Genomic DNA, 19,627 nt, shown 5'->3' with positions numbered 1-19,627 from the left:
GCAATTGAGAACTACAAATTTTACCTTGACCAAATTAATTACCAGTGAAAGTAATTAATCAGTCACTTCTATCACATACCCAAATTTTTAAAGAACGATTTTCTTACTGGTCAAAGACCAGAAATCAACATTCATCTGCTGTTAGCAGGAACGTTCATTTCTGAACTCTTACTATGCTGTATATGGTGGAGCCAAGCGGGATCGAACCGCTGACCTCCTGCGTGCAAGGCAGGCGCTCTCCCAGCTGAGCTATGGCCCCATATTCGTACAAGGCCAAACCCCACAACAATTGGTGGGTCTGGGCAGATTCGAACTGCCGACCTCACCCTTATCAGGGGTGCGCTCTAACCAACTGAGCTACAGACCCAATCGTCTTTTTCAATGAATCAAGCAATTCGTGTGGGAACTTATGAAGAAGCTGAAGTCTTCGATTAAGGAGGTGATCCAGCCGCAGGTTCCCCTACGGCTACCTTGTTACGACTTCACCCCAGTCATGAATCACACCGTGGTAACCGTCCTCCCGAGGGTTAGACTAGCTACTTCTGGTGCAACCCACTCCCATGGTGTGACGGGCGGTGTGTACAAGGCCCGGGAACGTATTCACCGTGACATTCTGATTCACGATTACTAGCGATTCCGACTTCACGCAGTCGAGTTGCAGACTGCGATCCGGACTACGATCGGTTTTATGGGATTAGCTCCACCTCGCGGCTTGGCAACCCTTTGTACCGACCATTGTAGCACGTGTGTAGCCCTGGCCGTAAGGGCCATGATGACTTGACGTCATCCCCACCTTCCTCCGGTTTGTCACCGGCAGTCTCCTTAGAGTTCCCACCATTACGTGCTGGTAACTAAGGACAAGGGTTGCGCTCGTTACGGGACTTAACCCAACATCTCACGACACGAGCTGACGACAGCCATGCAGCACCTGTGTCTGAGTTCCCGAAGGCACCAATCTATCTCTAGAAAGTTCTCAGCATGTCAAGGCCAGGTAAGGTTCTTCGCGTTGCTTCGAATTAAACCACATGCTCCACCGCTTGTGCGGGCCCCCGTCAATTCATTTGAGTTTTAACCTTGCGGCCGTACTCCCCAGGCGGTCAACTTAATGCGTTAGCTGCGCCACTAAGAGTTCAAGACTCCCAACGGCTAGTTGACATCGTTTACGGCGTGGACTACCAGGGTATCTAATCCTGTTTGCTCCCCACGCTTTCGCACCTCAGTGTCAGTACCAGTCCAGGTAGTCGCCTTCGCCACTGGTGTTCCTTCCTATATCTACGCATTTCACCGCTACACAGGAAATTCCACTACCCTCTACCGTACTCTAGCTCAGCAGTTTTGGATGCAGTTCCCAGGTTGAGCCCGGGGATTTCACATCCAACTTACTGAACCACCTACGCGCGCTTTACGCCCAGTAATTCCGATTAACGCTTGCACCCTTCGTATTACCGCGGCTGCTGGCACGAAGTTAGCCGGTGCTTATTCTGTCGGTAACGTCAAAGTAGCAACGTATTAAGTTACTACCCTTCCTCCCAACTTAAAGTGCTTTACAATCCGAAGACCTTCTTCACACACGCGGCATGGCTGGATCAGGCTTTCGCCCATTGTCCAATATTCCCCACTGCTGCCTCCCGTAGGAGTCTGGACCGTGTCTCAGTTCCAGTGTGACTGATCATCCTCTCAGACCAGTTACGGATCGTAGCCTTGGTGAGCCATTACCTCACCAACTAGCTAATCCGACCTAGGCTCATCTAATGGCGCGAGGCCCGAAGGTCCCCCGCTTTCTCCCGTAGGACGTATGCGGTATTAGCGTCCGTTTCCGAACGTTATCCCCCACCACTAGGCAGATTCCTAGGCATTACTCACCCGTCCGCCGCTCTCAAGAGAAGCAAGCTTCTCTCTACCGCTCGACTTGCATGTGTTAGGCCTGCCGCCAGCGTTCAATCTGAGCCATGATCAAACTCTTCAGTTCAATACTGCTTGGGTTTTGAGAAAACCCTAAACCTAGCTCAGCAATCGTTGGTTACATCTTTGATTTCTCGCGGAGTAACTTGTGATGCTGATAATCTTGCGACTAGCAGTCTTACCTCACAAGCACCCACACGAATTGCTTGATTCAGTTGTTAAAGAGCGGTGGTTAAGTCTTTCGTCTCAACCGAGGCGCGAATTCTACAGCAGCCTCTTGTTTAGTCAAGCTGTTTTTCGAAGATTTCTCTTTCTAGTCAACGACTTGCATTACATCTCTAGGTAGTAGTTTTGATCGCTCAAAACTTCATGCCTGTACTAATAGTAAAACCCCCGACCAGTTTCCTGATCGGGGGTTTTGGTATAGGTGCTTGACGATGACCTACTCTCACATGGGGAAACCCCACACTACCATCGGCGATGCATCGTTTCACTACTGAGTTCGGGATGGGATCAGGTGGTTCCAATGCTCTATGGTCGTCAAGCGATTCAGCTGGAGTATCGTCGTTAGACGCTGCTCCGAATTGGGTATGTGATAAAGGTAGCTGTGTTCTTACAAATTTTCGGCTGTTGCAGTCTTCATAGAGACACACAAACATCAAATTGTTTGGGTGTTATATGGTCAAGCCTCACGGGCAATTAGTATTGGTTAGCTCAACGCCTCACAGCGCTTACACACCCAACCTATCAACGTCGTAGTCTTCGACGGCCCTTTAGGGAACTCAAGGTTCCAGTGAGATCTCATCTCAAGGCAAGTTTCCCGCTTAGATGCTTTCAGCGGTTATCTTTTCCGAACATAGCTACCCGGCAATGCCACTGGCGTGACAACCGGAACACCAGAGGTTCGTCCACTCCGGTCCTCTCGTACTAGGAGCAGCCCCTTTCAAATCTCAAACGTCCACGGCAGATAGGGACCGAACTGTCTCACGACGTTCTAAACCCAGCTCGCGTACCACTTTAAATGGCGAACAGCCATACCCTTGGGACCGGCTTCAGCCCCAGGATGTGATGAGCCGACATCGAGGTGCCAAACACCGCCGTCGATATGAACTCTTGGGCGGTATCAGCCTGTTATCCCCGGAGTACCTTTTATCCGTTGAGCGATGGCCCTTCCATACAGAACCACCGGATCACTAAGACCTACTTTCGTACCTGCTCGACGTGTCTGTCTCGCAGTCAAGCGCGCTTTTGCCTTTATACTCTACGACCGATTTCCGACCGGTCTGAGCGCACCTTCGTACTCCTCCGTTACTCTTTAGGAGGAGACCGCCCCAGTCAAACTACCCACCATACACTGTCCTCGATCCGGATAACGGACCAGAGTTAGAACCTCAAGGTTGCCAGGGTGGTATTTCAAGGTTGGCTCCACGCGAACTGGCGTCCACGCTTCAAAGCCTCCCACCTATCCTACACAAGCAAACTCAAAGTCCAGTGCAAAGCTATAGTAAAGGTTCACGGGGTCTTTCCGTCTAGCCGCGGATACACTGCATCTTCACAGCGATTTCAATTTCACTGAGTCTCGGGTGGAGACAGCGCCGCCATCGTTACGCCATTCGTGCAGGTCGGAACTTACCCGACAAGGAATTTCGCTACCTTAGGACCGTTATAGTTACGGCCGCCGTTTACCGGGGCTTCGATCAAGAGCTTCGCGTTAGCTAACCCCATCAATTAACCTTCCGGCACCGGGCAGGCGTCACACCCTATACGTCCACTTTCGTGTTTGCAGAGTGCTGTGTTTTTAATAAACAGTCGCAGCGGCCTGGTATCTTCGACCGGCATGGGCTTACGCAGTAAATGCTTCACCCTCACCGGCGCACCTTCTCCCGAAGTTACGGTGCCATTTTGCCTAGTTCCTTCACCCGAGTTCTCTCAAGCGCCTTGGTATTCTCTACCTAACCACCTGTGTCGGTTTGGGGTACGGTTCCTAATTACCTGAAGCTTAGAAGCTTTTCCTGGAAGCATGGCATCAACCACTTCGTCATCTAAAAGATAACTCGTCATCAGTTCTCGGCCTTGAACGCCCGGATTTACCTAAGCATTCAGCCTACCACCTTAAACACGGACAACCAACGCCGTGCTGGCCTAGCCTTCTCCGTCCCTCCATCGCAGTAATTAGAAGTACGGGAATATTAACCCGTTTCCCATCGATTACGCATTTCTGCCTCACCTTAGGGCCGACTCACCCTGCGTCGATTAACGTTGCGCAGGAAACCTTGGTCTTTCGGCGTGGGAGTTTTTCACTCCCATTGTCGTTACTCATGTCAGCATTCGCACTTCTGATACCTCCAGCAAGCTCTCAACTCACCTTCACAGGCTTACAGAACGCTCCTCTACCGCTCATCCTAAGATGAACCCGTAGCTTCGGTGTATGGTTTGAGCCCCGTTACATCTTCCGCGCAGGCCGACTCGACTAGTGAGCTATTACGCTTTCTTTAAAAGATGGCTGCTTCTAAGCCAACTTCCTAGCTGTCTAAGCCTTCCCACATCGTTTCCCACTTAACCATAACTTTGGGACCTTAGCTGACGGTCTGGGTTGTTTCCCTTTTCACGACGGACGTTAGCACCCGCCGTGTGTCTCCCGTGCTGACACTTGTTGGTATTCGGAGTTTGCATCGGTTTGGTAAGTCGGGATGACCCCCTAGCCGAAACAGTGCTCTACCCCCAACAGTGATACACGAGGCGCTACCTAAATAGCTTTCGAGGAGAACCAGCTATCTCCGAGCTTGATTAGCCTTTCACTCCGATCCACAGGTCATCCGCTAACTTTTCAACGGTAGTCGGTTCGGTCCTCCAGTTAGTGTTACCCAACCTTCAACCTGCCCATGGATAGATCGCCCGGTTTCGGGTCTATACCCAGCGACTGTCGCCCTATTAAGACTCGCTTTCGCTACGCCTCCCCTATTCGGTTAAGCTCGCCACTGAATATAAGTCGCTGACCCATTATACAAAAGGTACGCAGTCACCCAACAAAGTGGGCTCCCACTGCTTGTACGCATACGGTTTCAGGATCTATTTCACTCCCCTCTCCGGGGTTCTTTTCGCCTTTCCCTCACGGTACTAGTTCACTATCGGTCAGTCAGTAGTATTTAGCCTTGGAGAGGATGGTCCCCCCATATTCAGACAAAGTTTCTCGTGCTCCGTCCTACTCGATTTCATTGATAAGAGATTTTCGTGTACGGGGCTATCACCCACTACGGCGGCACTTTCCAGAGCCTTCCACTAATCTCAAATCAACTTAAGGGCTAGTCCCCGTTCGCTCGCCACTACTAAGGGAATCTCGGTTGATTTCTATTCCTCAGGGTACTTAGATGTTTCAGTTCCCCTGGTTCGCCTCACACACCTATGTATTTAGTGTGTGATAACCAGCTTATGCTGGCTGGGTTCCCCCATTCAGAGATCTCCGGATCAAAGTCTGTTTGCCGACTCCCCGGAGCTTATCGCAGGCTACAACGTCTTTCATCGCCTCTGACTGCCAAGGCATCCACCGTATGCGCTTCTTCACTTGACCATATAACCCCAAGCAATCTGGTTATTGTCTCTAACGTGAAGACGACATTCGCCGAAAATTTGCAATTGAGAACTACAAATTTTACCTTGACCAAATTAATTACCAGTGAAAGTAATTAATCAGTCACTTCTATCACATACCCAAATTTTTAAAGAACGATTTTCTTACTGGTCAAAGACCAGAAATCAACATTCATCTGCTGTTAGCAGGAACGTTCATTTCTGAACTCTTACTATGCTGTATATGGTGGAGCCAAGCGGGATCGAACCGCTGACCTCCTGCGTGCAAGGCAGGCGCTCTCCCAGCTGAGCTATGGCCCCATATTCGTACAAGGCCAAACCCCACAACAATTGGTGGGTCTGGGCAGATTCGAACTGCCGACCTCACCCTTATCAGGGGTGCGCTCTAACCAACTGAGCTACAGACCCAATCGTCTTTTTCAATGAATCAAGCAATTCGTGTGGGAACTTATGAAGAAGCTGAAGTCTTCGATTAAGGAGGTGATCCAGCCGCAGGTTCCCCTACGGCTACCTTGTTACGACTTCACCCCAGTCATGAATCACACCGTGGTAACCGTCCTCCCGAGGGTTAGACTAGCTACTTCTGGTGCAACCCACTCCCATGGTGTGACGGGCGGTGTGTACAAGGCCCGGGAACGTATTCACCGTGACATTCTGATTCACGATTACTAGCGATTCCGACTTCACGCAGTCGAGTTGCAGACTGCGATCCGGACTACGATCGGTTTTATGGGATTAGCTCCACCTCGCGGCTTGGCAACCCTTTGTACCGACCATTGTAGCACGTGTGTAGCCCTGGCCGTAAGGGCCATGATGACTTGACGTCATCCCCACCTTCCTCCGGTTTGTCACCGGCAGTCTCCTTAGAGTTCCCACCATTACGTGCTGGTAACTAAGGACAAGGGTTGCGCTCGTTACGGGACTTAACCCAACATCTCACGACACGAGCTGACGACAGCCATGCAGCACCTGTGTCTGAGTTCCCGAAGGCACCAATCTATCTCTAGAAAGTTCTCAGCATGTCAAGGCCAGGTAAGGTTCTTCGCGTTGCTTCGAATTAAACCACATGCTCCACCGCTTGTGCGGGCCCCCGTCAATTCATTTGAGTTTTAACCTTGCGGCCGTACTCCCCAGGCGGTCAACTTAATGCGTTAGCTGCGCCACTAAGAGTTCAAGACTCCCAACGGCTAGTTGACATCGTTTACGGCGTGGACTACCAGGGTATCTAATCCTGTTTGCTCCCCACGCTTTCGCACCTCAGTGTCAGTACCAGTCCAGGTAGTCGCCTTCGCCACTGGTGTTCCTTCCTATATCTACGCATTTCACCGCTACACAGGAAATTCCACTACCCTCTACCGTACTCTAGCTCAGCAGTTTTGGATGCAGTTCCCAGGTTGAGCCCGGGGATTTCACATCCAACTTACTGAACCACCTACGCGCGCTTTACGCCCAGTAATTCCGATTAACGCTTGCACCCTTCGTATTACCGCGGCTGCTGGCACGAAGTTAGCCGGTGCTTATTCTGTCGGTAACGTCAAAGTAGCAACGTATTAAGTTACTACCCTTCCTCCCAACTTAAAGTGCTTTACAATCCGAAGACCTTCTTCACACACGCGGCATGGCTGGATCAGGCTTTCGCCCATTGTCCAATATTCCCCACTGCTGCCTCCCGTAGGAGTCTGGACCGTGTCTCAGTTCCAGTGTGACTGATCATCCTCTCAGACCAGTTACGGATCGTAGCCTTGGTGAGCCATTACCTCACCAACTAGCTAATCCGACCTAGGCTCATCTAATGGCGCGAGGCCCGAAGGTCCCCCGCTTTCTCCCGTAGGACGTATGCGGTATTAGCGTCCGTTTCCGAACGTTATCCCCACCACTAGGCAGATTCCTAGGCATTACTCACCCGTCCGCCGCTCTCAAGAGAAGCAAGCTTCTCTCTACCGCTCGACTTGCATGTGTTAGGCCTGCCGCCAGCGTTCAATCTGAGCCATGATCAAACTCTTCAGTTCAATACTGCTTGGGTTTTGAGAAAACCCTAAACCTAGCTCAGCAATCGTTGGTTACATCTTTGATTTCTCGCGGAGTAACTTGTGATGCTGATAATCTTGCGACTAGCAGTCTTACCTCACAAGCACCCACACGAATTGCTTGATTCAGTTGTTAAAGAGCGGTGGTTAAGTCTTTCGTCTCAACCGAGGCGCAAATTCTACAGCAGCCTCATCTTCCGTCAAGTGATTTCGAAAATTTCTTTTCAAACTCAACCACTTGCGCTTTCGATCAACTCCTAGCTTCTCGTCAGCGGGAGGCGAATTCTACAGCGTTTCAAACCGCTGTCAACCGCCTCTTTTACCGCTTTCGATTGCCTCAACCGAACCACCAACAGAATCAAACCACTACCCTGCCAGCCACGCATATTCTACGCAGCTTTCGCTGCTTTGCAACCCCTTCTTGAAAACCAACCTATTGTTTTATAAGAAGTTTAAGCAGCCACACATGCCTAAAGAGCAGCGCGACATAAAGAACACGATACAAGCCAGGCGATTGCTCAGCTTTTTTACTCAACACCCACCGCAAGAACCCTACCCGCCGACAAATGTGCGCCGCCCGCAGAAACGACAAAGCCGTTGAAGCTGACGCCTCAACGGCTTTGTCGAACTTATCCCGCAGTCGCTAGGCGCTTTTAACGCGACGCAAGCGAAGCAGGTACTGGATTGGCCCTGAAGCCGCATAAGCTAGGAAGATGATCAGCAGAATTCGCGGCGGATCGCTGAACACAACCGCAAACAACAACACTACGGCCAAGATGGCCACAAAAGGCACTCGACCTTTCAAGTCGAGATCCTTAAAGCTGTTGTACTTGATATTGCTAACCATCAGCATGCCTGCAGCAGCCACTAGAATCGCAACCGCAAAAGCCATATTCGAGCCTTTGATGCCAAAGTCACTAAAAGCCCATACCGTACCCGCAACCACACCCGCAGCCGCAGGACTGGCCAAGCCAATAAAGTAACGCTTATCGGTACTGCCAATCTGCGTATTGAAGCGCGCTAGACGCAAGGCAGCGCCAGCCACATAAATGAAGGCGACCATCCAGCCAACCTTACCCATACTCCCCAGCGCCCACTCAAAGGCGAGCAGTGCCGGAGCGACACCAAAGGCAACCATGTCGGACAGCGAATCATACTCCGCACCAAAGGCGCTCTGAGTATTGGTCAGGCGCGCTACCCGCCCATCAAGTCCATCGAGCACCATGGCGACAAATACTGCAGCGGCCGCTACATAAAAGTTACCGTTCATGGCATTGATGATGGCGTAGAAACCGGCAAACAAATTAGCCGTGGTGAAAAGGTTAGGTAGTAGATAAATGCCGCGGTGACGGACCTTACGCCCCTCAGCGTCATGCCCCTCCTCTATATGCTCATCGATTGGCAGCAGACTTTCTGCATCGCCGGAAGATTGGGGCTCATCTGGACGCTCATTCATGAACAACACCTTGCAACGTATTTGGAGAATTTCGACAAGCGCTGCCGTTCATAATTCATCGCAGCACCCATCAACACTCAGGCTTTATACCAGAAGCCTTGCCGCACCATGAAAAAACGCGGCCTTGGCCGCGTTTTTTTCTCACATCAACAGTGCTTAGTTCTTAGCTTTGTCGACGATTTTGTTGGCACCGATCCACGGCATCATGGAGCGCAGTTGCTCACCGATGATCTCAATACCGTGGGCAGCGTTGTTACGACGCTTGGCAGTCATCGAAGGATAGTTGGTGGCACCTTCACTGATGAACATCTTCGCGTATTCGCCGTCCTGAATACGCTTCAGCGCGTTGCGCATAGCCTGGCGGGATTCGGCGTTGATAACCTCAGGGCCAGTTACGTACTCACCGTATTCAGCGTTGTTGGAGATCGAGTAGTTCATGTTGGCGATACCGCCTTCGTACATGAGGTCAACGATCAGCTTCAATTCATGCAAGCACTCGAAGTAAGCCATCTCAGGTGCATAGCCGGCTTCCACCAAGGTTTCAAAGCCTGCTTTAACCAGCTCAACGGTACCACCGCACAGTACGGCCTGTTCACCGAACAGGTCGGTTTCGGTCTCGTCCTTGAAGGTGGTTTCGATGATACCGGTACGACCGCCACCAACACCCGACGCGTAGGACAGCGCAACATTTTTAGCGTTGCCGGAAGCATCCTGGTAAACAGCGATCAGGTCAGGGATACCGCCGCCTTTGACAAACTCGGTGCGCACGGTGTGGCCTGGAGCCTTAGGCGCGATCATGATTACGTCGAGGTCTGCACGCGGCACAACCTGGTTGTAGTGGATTGCAAAACCGTGGGAGAAGGCCAAGGTAGCGCCTTTCTTGATGTTCGGCTCAACTTCGTTCTTGTACAGCTGCGACTGGAACTCGTCCGGGGTCAGAATCATGACCAGGTCAGCTGCAGCAACAGCGCTGGCTACGTCGGTCACTTTCAGGCCGTGGGCCTCAGCCTTGGCAACGGTGGCCGAGCCTTTACGCAGACCAACAGTCACGTCAACGCCGGAATCTTTCAGGTTGCACGCTTGAGCATGGCCCTGGGAACCGTAGCCGATGATGGCAACTTTCTTGCCCTGGATGATCGAAAGGTCACAGTCTTTGTCGTAATAAACTTTCATGTTCTTAGCTCTTCTAATCGAAAGGGATGGGTGCAAGCACCGCGACAGAGCCACCTTAAGTGATCAGCCAAGTTGCGTAAAATGATATATTCGCAACACAACATGCCGAAAATTGAAACAACCATGGATAGCCACGCCCTAAGACTGTTCCTTTCTCTGGCCGACAACCTGCATTTCGGCAAGACGAGCCGCGAACAGCATGTCAGCCCTTCCGCCCTCAGCCGCAGCATCAAGCAGCTTGAGGATGAACTTGGTGCGCCGCTGTTTCTGAGAGACAACCGCTCAGTCAGCCTGACCCGCGAGGGCAACCAATTTCGTGAATACGCCAAAGAGGTCATAAGCGGTTTGCAGGCAATGCGCCAGACCTTCAAACAGGATCAGCTGATCCTGCATGGAGAGCTCTCGCTGTATTGCTCGGTAACGGCCAGCTACAGCTTTCTTTACGACATCCTGAGCAGCTTTCGCCAGGACTACCCACGCATTGAGATGAAGCTGCACACAGGCGACGCCGCCAAAGCGGTGCAACGCGTACAAGAAGGCCTTGAAGACCTTGCCATCGGCGCGCGCCCCGACAGTCTGCCAGCCGGCATCGAGTTCCAGCCAATTGCCCGCTCCGCACTGTGCTTTATCGGCCCACTGTCGCCTCAACTATTAACAGATGAGCAACTGAAAAACCCCAACGCCGCGAATTGGCGGGAAGTGCCGATGATTCTTTCAGAGGAAGGACTGGCCCGAACACGCACAGACCGCTGGCTGAAAAACCACAGCATCAAACCGCGAATTTATGCACAGGTCAGCGGTAACGAAGCCATTGTCAGCATGGTCAGCCTAGGCTTTGGTATTGGAGTGGTTCCGCAAATCGTGCTCGACAATAGCCCATTGACCGCTCGCATCCGCACTTATGACATTCAGCCACCGCTGACCGCCTACGACATTGGCCTGTTTGCGCTGGAGAAACGCCTCAAAGAACCACTTATCAACGCCTTCTGGAACAGACAGACTTAGCAATCAGAATCGAGTAGGAGGCGGATTCACATCCGCCGTCCTCTCACACCACCGTACGTACGGTTCCGTATACGGCGGTTCAGGTTATGCGGCTAAGCCGGTTGATCGTATCCAGTATTGAGACCAGCCCCAGGCGATCCCATAGCTTCTTCGGCAGCGCCTGATTCATATGCGCCGCTCCCGAGTTCCACCATGGGCCACGGCCATTAGACGCAGACTTGGATGCGCGGGCCTCGCTGAGTCCCAGGCGCATCAGGTTGCGAACCCTCGTTGCGGATTGCTTCCATTGACGCCATACAGCGCAGCGAAGTTTGTGACGCACCCAGCCATCCAGCTCTTCAAGTGGTCGCTTACTCTGGCTCAACTTGAAGTAGCCCGCCCAGCCACGCAGCGCAGGGTTTATTCGCTCGATGACATCCGACATCTTGCGTCCACGCGCTCCGCTTAGAAGCCCTTTGAGCCGGGCACGCAAGCGACTCAAACTCATCGTCGCCACTCTTAGTCTCGGCTGTTGATGCCAGCTCATCCCATAACCCAAATAGTCACAGACCCACGGCCTTGCCACCCGGCTCTTTTCCCGATTCAGCGTCAGTTTCAGACGCCTGCTCAGGAAGCGCTCGACGCTGTTCATCACTCGCTCGCCAGCACGACGGCTACGTACATAAATGTTCGCATCATCGGCATAACGCACGAAGCGATGGCCCCGTCGCTCAAGCTCTCGATCGAGCTCATTGAGCAAAATGTTCGACAGCAACGGCGAGAGCGGGCCGCCTTGCGGCGTCCCCTCTTGTCGCTGGCTGACGATCCCGCCCGACATGACTCCGACTTCGAGGTAGCGACGGATCAGCCTGAGCACGCGTTTGTCCTCGACATAACGCTGCACATGGGCCATCAGGATGTCGTGATTGACTCGGTCAAAGAACTTCTCAAGATCGAGTTCCACGCACCAACGGTGACCCGCCGCCACATGGGCACGGGCTGTTTCAATGGCCTGGTGGGCGCTTCTGTCCGGACGAAAACCGTAGCTGTAGTTCGAGAACAGCGGATCGAAGATCGGCGTGAGCTGTTGCAGCAATGCCTGTTGGATCAGGCGATCCACGACGCTAGGGATACCCAGCTGTCGGGTGCCGCCTTTGGGCTTGGGGATGTCGACGGCGCGAACACCTTGTGGGTGATACTCGCCGGCTAGCAGTCTCGCCTTGAGGGTTGACCAATACTGTTTTACGTAACCCGCCAATTCGTCGACCGTCATGCCATCGGCACCCGGCGCTCCCTTGTTGCTGACTACGCGTTGGTACGCACGCTTGAGGTTGGCCGGTGTAAGCACCCGCTCCATCAGCGTGTCCGGCTCCGCGTTCGTCCACGTCACAGACGACGCCGATGCCTGCGCACTGCCAACCGTCGTCCGCGGATACCGTCCGGAACTTAGGTTCACAGTTCTCCCTCGGAGAATTTTCTGCTTTTCGACATTCGACGAGACTCTGACGCCTACTGGCGGCATAACCTGTTCGGCCCTTGGTGACGCGGTCATTCGTCACTTACTACGGCTTCGGCTGACTTCTGTAGATTCATCCCAGCGCCTCGCGACGCTTGGTAGCCCAGTGGCAAACCTACAGATCTCCCAGGGTAATTCGCGCGACCTTCCTGCTTATGCCTGTCGGATTTACGCCGTAGTGTTCCGTGCAAGTATTGGGCTTTGGCTGTCATTGCGACCTCACCCCACTACGACGCCTCTATCCGCTTCCTGTACGTCAGGCCAGCATTTTGCCTCGGGCTTCCTTCAGATTCGCGGTCACCCGCGACACCCTTGCCTCTGGCTAACACTTCCCCTTGCCGGGTGTGTAGAGGACTTTCACCTCCAAGTCACCAGCGAGGCCACCACAGCCAAGCTGGTTGCGCTTGCGCGCAACGCGCCATGCCTGGCGCACAACGAAAAAGCCCTGCATATGCAGGGCTTTTTTGTACAACAAGGATCAGATGCTCAGCACTTTATCGCCACGCGCAATGCCCGTTACACCACTGCGAACGGTTTCCAGGATCGACGCGGTGCCGACGGCCTGAATAAAGCTATCCAGCTTGTCACTCGTGCCAGCCAACTGAATGGTGTACACGCTACTGCTCACATCAACGATCTGCCCGCGGAAGATATCAGTGGTGCGCTTGACCTCGGCACGCTGAGCGCCCGTAGCCTTGACCTTAACCAACATCAGTTCGCGCTCAACGTGAGCGCTTTCCGACAGATCGACCAACTTAACGACTTCAACCAACTTGTTGAGGTTCTTAGTGATCTGCTCGATGACCTCATCGTGCCCCACAGTGGTCAACGTCAGACGCGACAACGTCGGGTCTTCGGTCGGGGCCACGGTCAGGCTTTCGATGTTGTAGTTGCGCTGCGAGAACAGACCCACAACACGTGACAGTGCGCCGGGCTCGTTTTCCAGCAGCAGAGAAATAATGTGTCGCATGATTAGGTCCGCTCCGTCTTGCTCAGCCACATGTCGCGCATTGCACCGTCTTTGATTTGCATCGGGTAGACGTGCTCACTGGTATCAACCTGGATATCGAGGAACACCAGGCGATCTTTCATCGCAAAGGCCTCTTCCATCATCGGTTTGAGATCTTTCAGATCAGTGATACGCATGCCGACATGGCCATAGGCCTCAGCCAGTTTGACGAAGTCCGGCAACGACTCCATATAGGAATGCGAGTGACGGCTGTTGTAGTTCATGTCCTGCCATTGACGCACCATTCCCAGCGCACCGTTGTTCAGGTTGACGATTTTCACCGGCAAACCGTACTGCAGGCAGGTCGAGAGCTCTTGGATATTCATCTGGATGCTGCCCTCACCCGTTACACAGGCAACTTCATCATCCGGGAAGCTCAGTTTGACGCCCATAGCTGCAGGGAAGCCAAAGCCCATGGTGCCCAGGCCGCCCGAGTTGATCCAGCGGTTCGGCTTGTTGAAACGGTAGTACTGCGCGGCAAACATTTGGTGCTGACCAACGTCGGAGGTGACAAACGCGTCGCCACCGGTGACTTCGGACAGTGTCTCGATCACGGTTTGCGGCTTGATGATGCTGCCGTCACCCTTGTCGTAAGGGAACATGATGCGGCCGCCGCGCCACTCTTCAATCTGCTTCCACCAGCTCGACAACGCATCTTTGTTTAGCTGCTCGCCGATCTCTTTGAGGATGGCGACCATTTCGGTCATAACACTATCAACCGGCCCAACAATTGGGATGTCAGCCTTGATGGTTTTGGAGATCGAGGCCGGGTCGATATCTACGTGAATGATCTTGGCATGCGGGCAGAACTTGCTCGCGCCATTGATCACGCGGTCATCGAAGCGCGCACCCACCGCGACAATCACATCGGCGTGGTGCATGGCCAGGTTGGCGGTGTAGCTGCCGTGCATACCGAGCATGCCAAGGAACTGGCGATCGGTTCCTGGATAGCCGCCCAAGCCCATCAGGGTGTTGGTGACTGGCAGATTAAGCATTTGGGCGAGTTCAGTCAGCGGCGCTGCAGCACCACCCATGATCACGCCACCACCGGAATAGATGATCGGACGCTTGGCCGTCAGCAGCAATTCGGCTGCCTTGCGAATCTGCCCAGAGTGGCCACGCAATGCGGGGCTGTAGGAGCGCAGCTTGACCTTCTTCGGATAGACGTACTCGAACTTCTCAGCCGGGTTGGTCATATCCTTAGGAATATCCACAACCACTGGACCAGGGCGACCGGACTCAGCCAGATAGAAGGCTTTTTTCATGACTTCCGGAATTTCCGAGGCGTGCTTGATCATAAAGCTGTGCTTCACGATCGGCCGGGAGATACCGATCATATCGGTTTCCTGGAACGCATCAGTACCGACCATGTTGCTAGGCACCTGGCCAGACAACACCACCATCGGAATGGAGTCCATGTAGGCCGTAGCAATACCGGTAATGGCATTGGTTGCGCCAGGGCCAGAGGTTACCAGCACGACACCGGCTTTACCGGTGGCACGGGCATAGCCGTCAGCCATATGAGTTGCAGCTTGCTCATGACGAACCAGGATGTGATTCACTTCCGGCTCTTTGAACAAGGCATCGTAGATGTGCAGCAGGGCACCGCCCGGGTACCCATAAATGTTCTTAACGCCTTCGTCACGCAAAAAGCGGACGACCATTTCAGCGCCGGATAAAAGCTCCACGTTGTTCACCTCTAAAACGCCAGAAAACCGCCCAACAAGGAGGACGGCCTAAGATAGGTTTACTGCCAGCAGAGCATGAGCGACGGTGGTCGCCGACTACGTCAGCTACTACTGAGCAAGCATTGGGAAAGCCCCAAGGTGTTGCGGGGTTCTCCCACCCAGCGCGAGGTAACGCGTTGCGGGTGTAACAGGTCGGCGCGGGTGTGCGCCTCATGTCTACTGAGCTAAAGCCTGCTTGCGGCAAACTCCACTACAGCGAGCGTGGAATTGTTGGGATTCAGCGCAGCCAAGTCAAGCAATCAGTTATTCAATCTGCAATCTTCTGCTGTGACGCAACGCAGGATGAAGACGCGATCATTTTGGTTATAGTAGTTAGCAGGCACCGCAGCTCAACATAAGGAAACCGCATGCGCCGCATGATTATCACCAGCAGCTTGCTGCTCGCCATGAGCGCCACCGCCATGGCCAGCCAGGTTTATAAGTGGGTCGACGCCCAAGGCGTGACGCATTTCGGCGCACAGCCACCGCAGGGCCAAGAAGCCACCAGCATCAACACCGCGGCACCACAGCCAAAGCCGGTGGCAAGCGAAGAGAAGAAGGCCGCACCGACTTTCGAGAGCATCGCCGACCCTGAGCAGGCCGCTATTGATCAGAAGGTCAAACAGGAAATAGCCGCCAAAGAAGCCGAGCGTAAGAAGTACTGCGCAGGTGTGCGTACCAACTTGGCTCAGCTGCAGAACAACCCGCGTGTTCGCGTGGAGGTCGACGGAGAGCTGCGGCGCTTAAACGAAGAAGAACGCCAGGCACGGATCAGCGAAACGCAAAAGTCGATTACTGACAATTGCAAGTAAGCAAAGTGGCGCGGCTCAGGTCGCGCCAACGATCAGCTGATCGAACTCACCCAAAAGTTTGATCAACCCTCTGGCCTTATCAGGCTGCCCGTCATACACCTGCTCCGCCATCGACTGAATACCAGAAACACTGGGTAGCTGCGCTCCAGCCTCCAGCAGCTGCTTCATCCGCGGTAGAAATATCCATTGCAGCCACTGCTCGAACGCCAGCGTATCGACACTGAATGGCAGTTGACTGGACAACGCCTGCGCATCAGGCGCTTGCGCGTCCCACCAGCCCTGCAGCCGCAACTCACGCTCAATCAGCAGTAACTGCTCCGCCACCACAGGCGTACGCGCATCCATCAGAGGCTCACTCGCGCCTGCTCACGCGCCTGAGCAGCACCTGCTGCATCACCTTGACGTTCACGGGCCTGGGCGATGAGATTCCATAGACTGGCCTGCAATGCAGGACGGCCACTGGCGTAACTCAGGCCACGCCGGGCGAACTGCTCGGCCTGTGACGCATCCCCCTGAGCCAGACGCACTTCCGCCAGGCGATAGAGCACCTGCGGTTCACGCGGTGCAATACGCTGAGCACGCTCCAGGCTAGAGGCGGCTCCATTTAGGTCACCACCGCCCTGCTGCTGCTGCGCTGTCGTCAACAAGGCCAGCACCGGCCCATCCAGCTGCTCATCCATAGCCAACCCACCGCTTGGAATACCGCTCGGTGTCGGCGCCACAAAGCCACCTTGCGAGGTAGCTGGCGGGGTGGCACTCCATGGCTGGGTGCTAATAGTCGTCTCCAGCGGAGCATTGCCTGCCGGGAACGACTGAATCGGCATGGAGCTGCCACCACCGCCCGGCACCATCACCACGACGCCAGAATCTTCGGGCAACGCCTGTGGCTGAGCGCTCTGATTGCCGTAACCGCCGGGCGTGCCTGACTGCGCGCTACCAATCGACGAACCGCCATCGACTACTGGAATCGAGCCGCGTGGCACAGTGCTGCAACCTGCCAGCACCAGCGAAGCCGTTACAGCTGGAATCAACCACTTATTCACGTCAAACCCTCTCACTTAATCCAACCAGCCGCGTACCCAATCCATCACTTCATTGACCGGTGCTTGAATACCACAGGCCGGACCCGCAACGGGCTGACTGCCGCGAATATACGGCATCTGTACTGCATTCGGGCAACTCGGATCAGTGCCCTGACCGCTGCTGGCATCGACCCAAGCGAGCACCACGTTATCCGGTACTGGCATATCCAGCGGTAGCGGGTCAGCCTTGCGCATAAAGTCTGCCCACACCTGCAGTGCACCCGTCGCACCCGTCAGCGGAGTCGGCCCATTGTCATCACGCCCCAACCAGACTACGGCCAAGACATCCTGACTGAACCCCGCAAACCAGCTGTCACGCGAGTCGTTACTGGTCCCGGTCTTGCCCGCCAATGCCAGAGAGCGCGGCAGCTGGTTATAGACCGAGCGCCCTGTACCCTCAGACATCGTGCGCTGCATGGCGTTCTGCAGCAGATAAATCGCGCCGCTGTCGAAACGCTGCTGTATCTGGAAGGGGTAACGCTTGAGCGGCTCACCTTCGGCCGTTAATACGTTACGAATACCGCGCAATGGCGTATTGAAGCCACCATTGGCCAACGTCTGGTACATGTTCGCCACGTTCAGCGGGCTCAGCCCACCCGCCCCCAGCAGCATCGACGGATAGGCGGGCCACTTTTGCTCAACGCCCAAACGGTCCAGCGTCTTCAAGACCTCCGGCACACCGAGTTCCAGGCCGAGTTTGGCGGTCGACAGGTTGTAGGAGTTAACCAAGCCCTGATACAGGTAAATCGTGCCATGAGCCTTGCGGTCGTAGTTCTGCGGTTTCCAGACCTGACCGTCCTGGCCCTTGATAGAGAACGGCTGATCTTCGATCAGGCTGGTCAAGGTGTACTGGCTTGGCCGCTCCAATGCCGTCAGGTAAATAGCCGGTTTGATCAACGAACCAATCGGCCGCACCGCATCCAGCGCCCGGTTGAACCCAGCAAAGCGCGGCTGGCGACTGCCAATAATGGCTTGCACCTCACCACTTTCCGGGCTGGTCACCACCATTCCGGCCTCGACCTGGTCCACACCCTTACGCCCGGACAGGCGCTTTAAGGTGTCGGCCAAGGCGCTTTCTGCCTTGAGCTGCATAATCGGGTCGAAACTGGTAAAGATACGCAGGCCTTCTTCAGTCAGATCCTGTTCCTGATAATCCTCACGCAACTGACGCTTGACCAGATCAAGGAAGGCTGGGAAAGAGCTGTCCGCCAGCGTACCGCGCTGGGTTATTCCCAATGGCTTCTGTTTCGCTGCGGCCACCTCTGCCGCGCTGGCCACGCCCTGCTCGGCCAGTACATCGAGCACCAGATTACGCCGTTCCAACGCGCGTTCTGGGTTGCGCCGCGGGTTGTAGTAAGTAGGCCCTTTGACCATACCCACCAGCAGTGCCACCTGGTCGAGCTTTAGCTCGGACAACGGCTGACTGAAGAAGTACTGACTGGCGAGGCCAAAGCCGTGCACCGCACGCTGGCCGTCTTGTCCCAAGAACACCTCATTGAGGTACGCCTCGAGAATGTCCTTTTTTTCGTAATGCAGCTCTAGCAACACCGCCATCATGGCTTCAGTCGCCTTGCGCGACAGGCTGCGCTCGTTGGTCAGGTAGAAGTTTTTCACCAGCTGCTGGGTCAGGGTACTGCCGCCCTGGCGCAACTGCCCGGCGGTCGCGTTGATCCACACGGCACGCGCAATGCCCTTGGGCGACACACCAAAGTGGTTGAAGAACTCACGGTCTTCAATCGCCACCAAGGTTTCCACTAGATAAGGCGGCACCTGATCGATCTTGATCAGGACGCGATCCTCCTGGTGCGCAGGATAAAGACCGCCAATTAAGAGCGGTTCAAGACGCGCCACCGCCAAGTTGCCCCCGCCGGCCTGAGTCAGACCGGCGACGTAATCACCCGAAAAACGCACACGGACACGCTGCGAGGGTTCGTTGCTTTCATAAAACTGGAAGCCACGCGAAAACAATTCAATGTTGTTGCCTGCGATCGAAACGCCACCAGGGCCACTTACCGCGCCCTCACGGCGATACCCCAGGGCATCCAACTCTTTGAGAAAGTCAGTCTTGGCTAATTTCTGCCCAACGAACAACTCCAGGGGCCTGGCATAGACTTTGGCGGGCACAGTCCAGCGCTTGCCGGAGAATTTCTCCTGCACCACAGCATCGAGGTAAACCGCAAACACGGCGAGCACCACCAGACCAACCAGGCTGAGCTTGATAGCCCAGCCCAACCAAGGGCGCATACCGCTAGAACGGCGTTTAGAACGGGAACGAGAAGATCGGGTACGAGTCATGGCGCGGCATTATACGCACTTTGTCCACTTGCCAGCAGGGCGTAGCTGCGGTTTGC

The 19,627-nt window shown here is 54.3% G+C and carries 10 protein-coding genes, 4 tRNA genes and 4 rRNA genes; 2 read left to right on the top strand and 16 right to left on the bottom strand.

Annotated elements, in window-relative coordinates:
• Positions 1-183: 183 nt before the first annotated feature.
• The 10 genes from ACEPAJ_RS01720 to ilvC form a co-directional block, all read right to left on the bottom strand.
• Positions 184-259 (bottom strand) — tRNA-Ala (locus ACEPAJ_RS01720).
• Between the two features lie 31 nt (positions 260-290).
• Positions 291-367, bottom strand: a tRNA-Ile gene (locus tag ACEPAJ_RS01715).
• A 65-nt stretch (positions 368-432) separates the two neighbouring features.
• Positions 433-1,969: ribosomal RNA gene (locus ACEPAJ_RS01710) — 16S ribosomal RNA — on the bottom strand.
• 362 nt (positions 1,970-2,331) lie between these two features.
• Positions 2,332-2,447 (bottom strand): 5S ribosomal RNA (rrf, locus tag ACEPAJ_RS01705).
• A gap of 133 nt (positions 2,448-2,580) precedes the next feature.
• A 23S ribosomal RNA gene (locus tag ACEPAJ_RS01700) occupies positions 2,581-5,470 on the bottom strand.
• A 244-nt stretch (positions 5,471-5,714) separates the two neighbouring features.
• Positions 5,715-5,790: transfer RNA gene (locus tag ACEPAJ_RS01695), tRNA-Ala, on the bottom strand.
• A 31-nt stretch (positions 5,791-5,821) separates the two neighbouring features.
• Positions 5,822-5,898, bottom strand: a tRNA-Ile gene (locus tag ACEPAJ_RS01690).
• A gap of 65 nt (positions 5,899-5,963) precedes the next feature.
• Positions 5,964-7,499 (bottom strand): 16S ribosomal RNA (locus tag ACEPAJ_RS01685).
• Together the 16S, 23S and 5S rRNA genes with 4 tRNA genes alongside form the textbook arrangement of a ribosomal RNA operon.
• Before the next feature lie 661 nt (positions 7,500-8,160).
• Positions 8,161-8,973, bottom strand: coding sequence for a CDP-diacylglycerol--serine O-phosphatidyltransferase (gene pssA / locus ACEPAJ_RS01680; protein WP_274086153.1), 813 nt, complete (start codon positions 8,971-8,973; stop codon positions 8,161-8,163).
• A 156-nt stretch (positions 8,974-9,129) separates the two neighbouring features.
• A complete protein-coding gene (gene ilvC / locus ACEPAJ_RS01675; RefSeq protein ID WP_322949205.1) occupies positions 9,130-10,164 on the bottom strand; it encodes a ketol-acid reductoisomerase in 1,035 nt (344 codons plus the stop codon).
• A 105-nt stretch (positions 10,165-10,269) separates the two neighbouring features.
• On the opposite strand from ilvC, the gene ilvY reads away from it, so the two are divergent.
• A complete protein-coding gene (ilvY, locus tag ACEPAJ_RS01670) occupies positions 10,270-11,151 on the top strand; it encodes an HTH-type transcriptional activator IlvY (RefSeq protein WP_322949147.1) in 882 nt (293 codons plus the stop codon).
• Between the two features lie 79 nt (positions 11,152-11,230).
• Here the strand turns inward: ilvY and ltrA are convergent, their stop codons facing one another.
• The 3 genes from ltrA to ACEPAJ_RS01655 form a co-directional block, all read right to left on the bottom strand.
• The gene (gene ltrA / locus ACEPAJ_RS01665; RefSeq protein ID WP_425913153.1) at positions 11,231-12,652 is read right to left on the bottom strand and encodes a group II intron reverse transcriptase/maturase; all 1,422 of its coding nucleotides are present in this window, start codon (positions 12,650-12,652) and stop codon (positions 11,231-11,233) included.
• A 472-nt stretch (positions 12,653-13,124) separates the two neighbouring features.
• Positions 13,125-13,616: an acetolactate synthase small subunit gene (gene ilvN, locus ACEPAJ_RS01660; RefSeq protein WP_090243865.1), complete on the bottom strand. Its 492-nt coding sequence runs from the start codon at positions 13,614-13,616 to the stop codon at positions 13,125-13,127.
• A gap of 2 nt (positions 13,617-13,618) precedes the next feature.
• Positions 13,619-15,343: an acetolactate synthase 3 large subunit gene (locus ACEPAJ_RS01655; protein ID WP_425913152.1), complete on the bottom strand. Its 1,725-nt coding sequence runs from the start codon at positions 15,341-15,343 to the stop codon at positions 13,619-13,621.
• 407 nt (positions 15,344-15,750) lie between these two features.
• Between ACEPAJ_RS01655 and ACEPAJ_RS01650 the strand changes: the two genes are divergently transcribed.
• On the top strand, positions 15,751-16,194 hold the full coding sequence (locus ACEPAJ_RS01650; RefSeq protein WP_425913150.1) for a DUF4124 domain-containing protein: 444 nt from the start codon (positions 15,751-15,753) through the stop codon (positions 16,192-16,194).
• A 15-nt stretch (positions 16,195-16,209) separates the two neighbouring features.
• On the opposite strand, the gene ACEPAJ_RS01645 is transcribed toward ACEPAJ_RS01650, so the two are convergent.
• Genes ACEPAJ_RS01645 through mrcB form a run of 3 tightly spaced genes read right to left on the bottom strand, consistent with a single transcriptional unit; the run spans position 16,210 to position 19,571 of the window.
• Positions 16,210-16,539 (bottom strand): YqcC family protein, encoded by a 330-nt coding sequence (locus tag ACEPAJ_RS01645; protein ID WP_322949150.1) that lies wholly within the window; start codon positions 16,537-16,539, stop codon positions 16,210-16,212.
• The gene (locus ACEPAJ_RS01640; RefSeq protein WP_425913148.1) at positions 16,539-17,237 is read right to left on the bottom strand and encodes a tetratricopeptide repeat protein; all 699 of its coding nucleotides are present in this window, start codon (positions 17,235-17,237) and stop codon (positions 16,539-16,541) included. The genes ACEPAJ_RS01645 and ACEPAJ_RS01640 overlap by 1 nt, the downstream gene beginning before the upstream one ends.
• A gap of 15 nt (positions 17,238-17,252) precedes the next feature.
• The gene (mrcB, locus tag ACEPAJ_RS01635) at positions 17,253-19,571 is read right to left on the bottom strand and encodes a penicillin-binding protein 1B (protein WP_425913146.1); all 2,319 of its coding nucleotides are present in this window, start codon (positions 19,569-19,571) and stop codon (positions 17,253-17,255) included.
• Positions 19,572-19,627 lie beyond the last annotated feature (56 nt).

Source organism: Pseudomonas sp. GWSMS-1, assembly GCF_049847425.1.
Taxonomy (GTDB): Bacteria; Pseudomonadota; Gammaproteobacteria; order Pseudomonadales; family Pseudomonadaceae; genus Aquipseudomonas.
Note: the sequence above shows the minus strand (reverse complement) of the source record. Positions and strands in the feature narration are given on the sequence as shown.

Coding starts and splice junctions, on each gene's coding strand:
- ACEPAJ_RS01645 (WP_322949150.1), bottom strand. CDS start 16,539: ATGGATGCGCGTACGCCTGTGGTGGCGGAGCAGTTACTGCTGATTGAG.
- ACEPAJ_RS01650 (WP_425913150.1), top strand. CDS start 15,751: ATGCGCCGCATGATTATCACCAGCAGCTTGCTGCTCGCCATGAGCGCC.
- mrcB (WP_425913146.1), bottom strand. CDS start 19,571: ATGACTCGTACCCGATCTTCTCGTTCCCGTTCTAAACGCCGTTCTAGC.
- ltrA (WP_425913153.1), bottom strand. CDS start 12,652: ATGCCGCCAGTAGGCGTCAGAGTCTCGTCGAATGTCGAAAAGCAGAAA.
- pssA (WP_274086153.1), bottom strand. CDS start 8,973: ATGAATGAGCGTCCAGATGAGCCCCAATCTTCCGGCGATGCAGAAAGT.
- ilvN (WP_090243865.1), bottom strand. CDS start 13,616: ATGCGACACATTATTTCTCTGCTGCTGGAAAACGAGCCCGGCGCACTG.
- ilvY (WP_322949147.1), top strand. CDS start 10,270: ATGGATAGCCACGCCCTAAGACTGTTCCTTTCTCTGGCCGACAACCTG.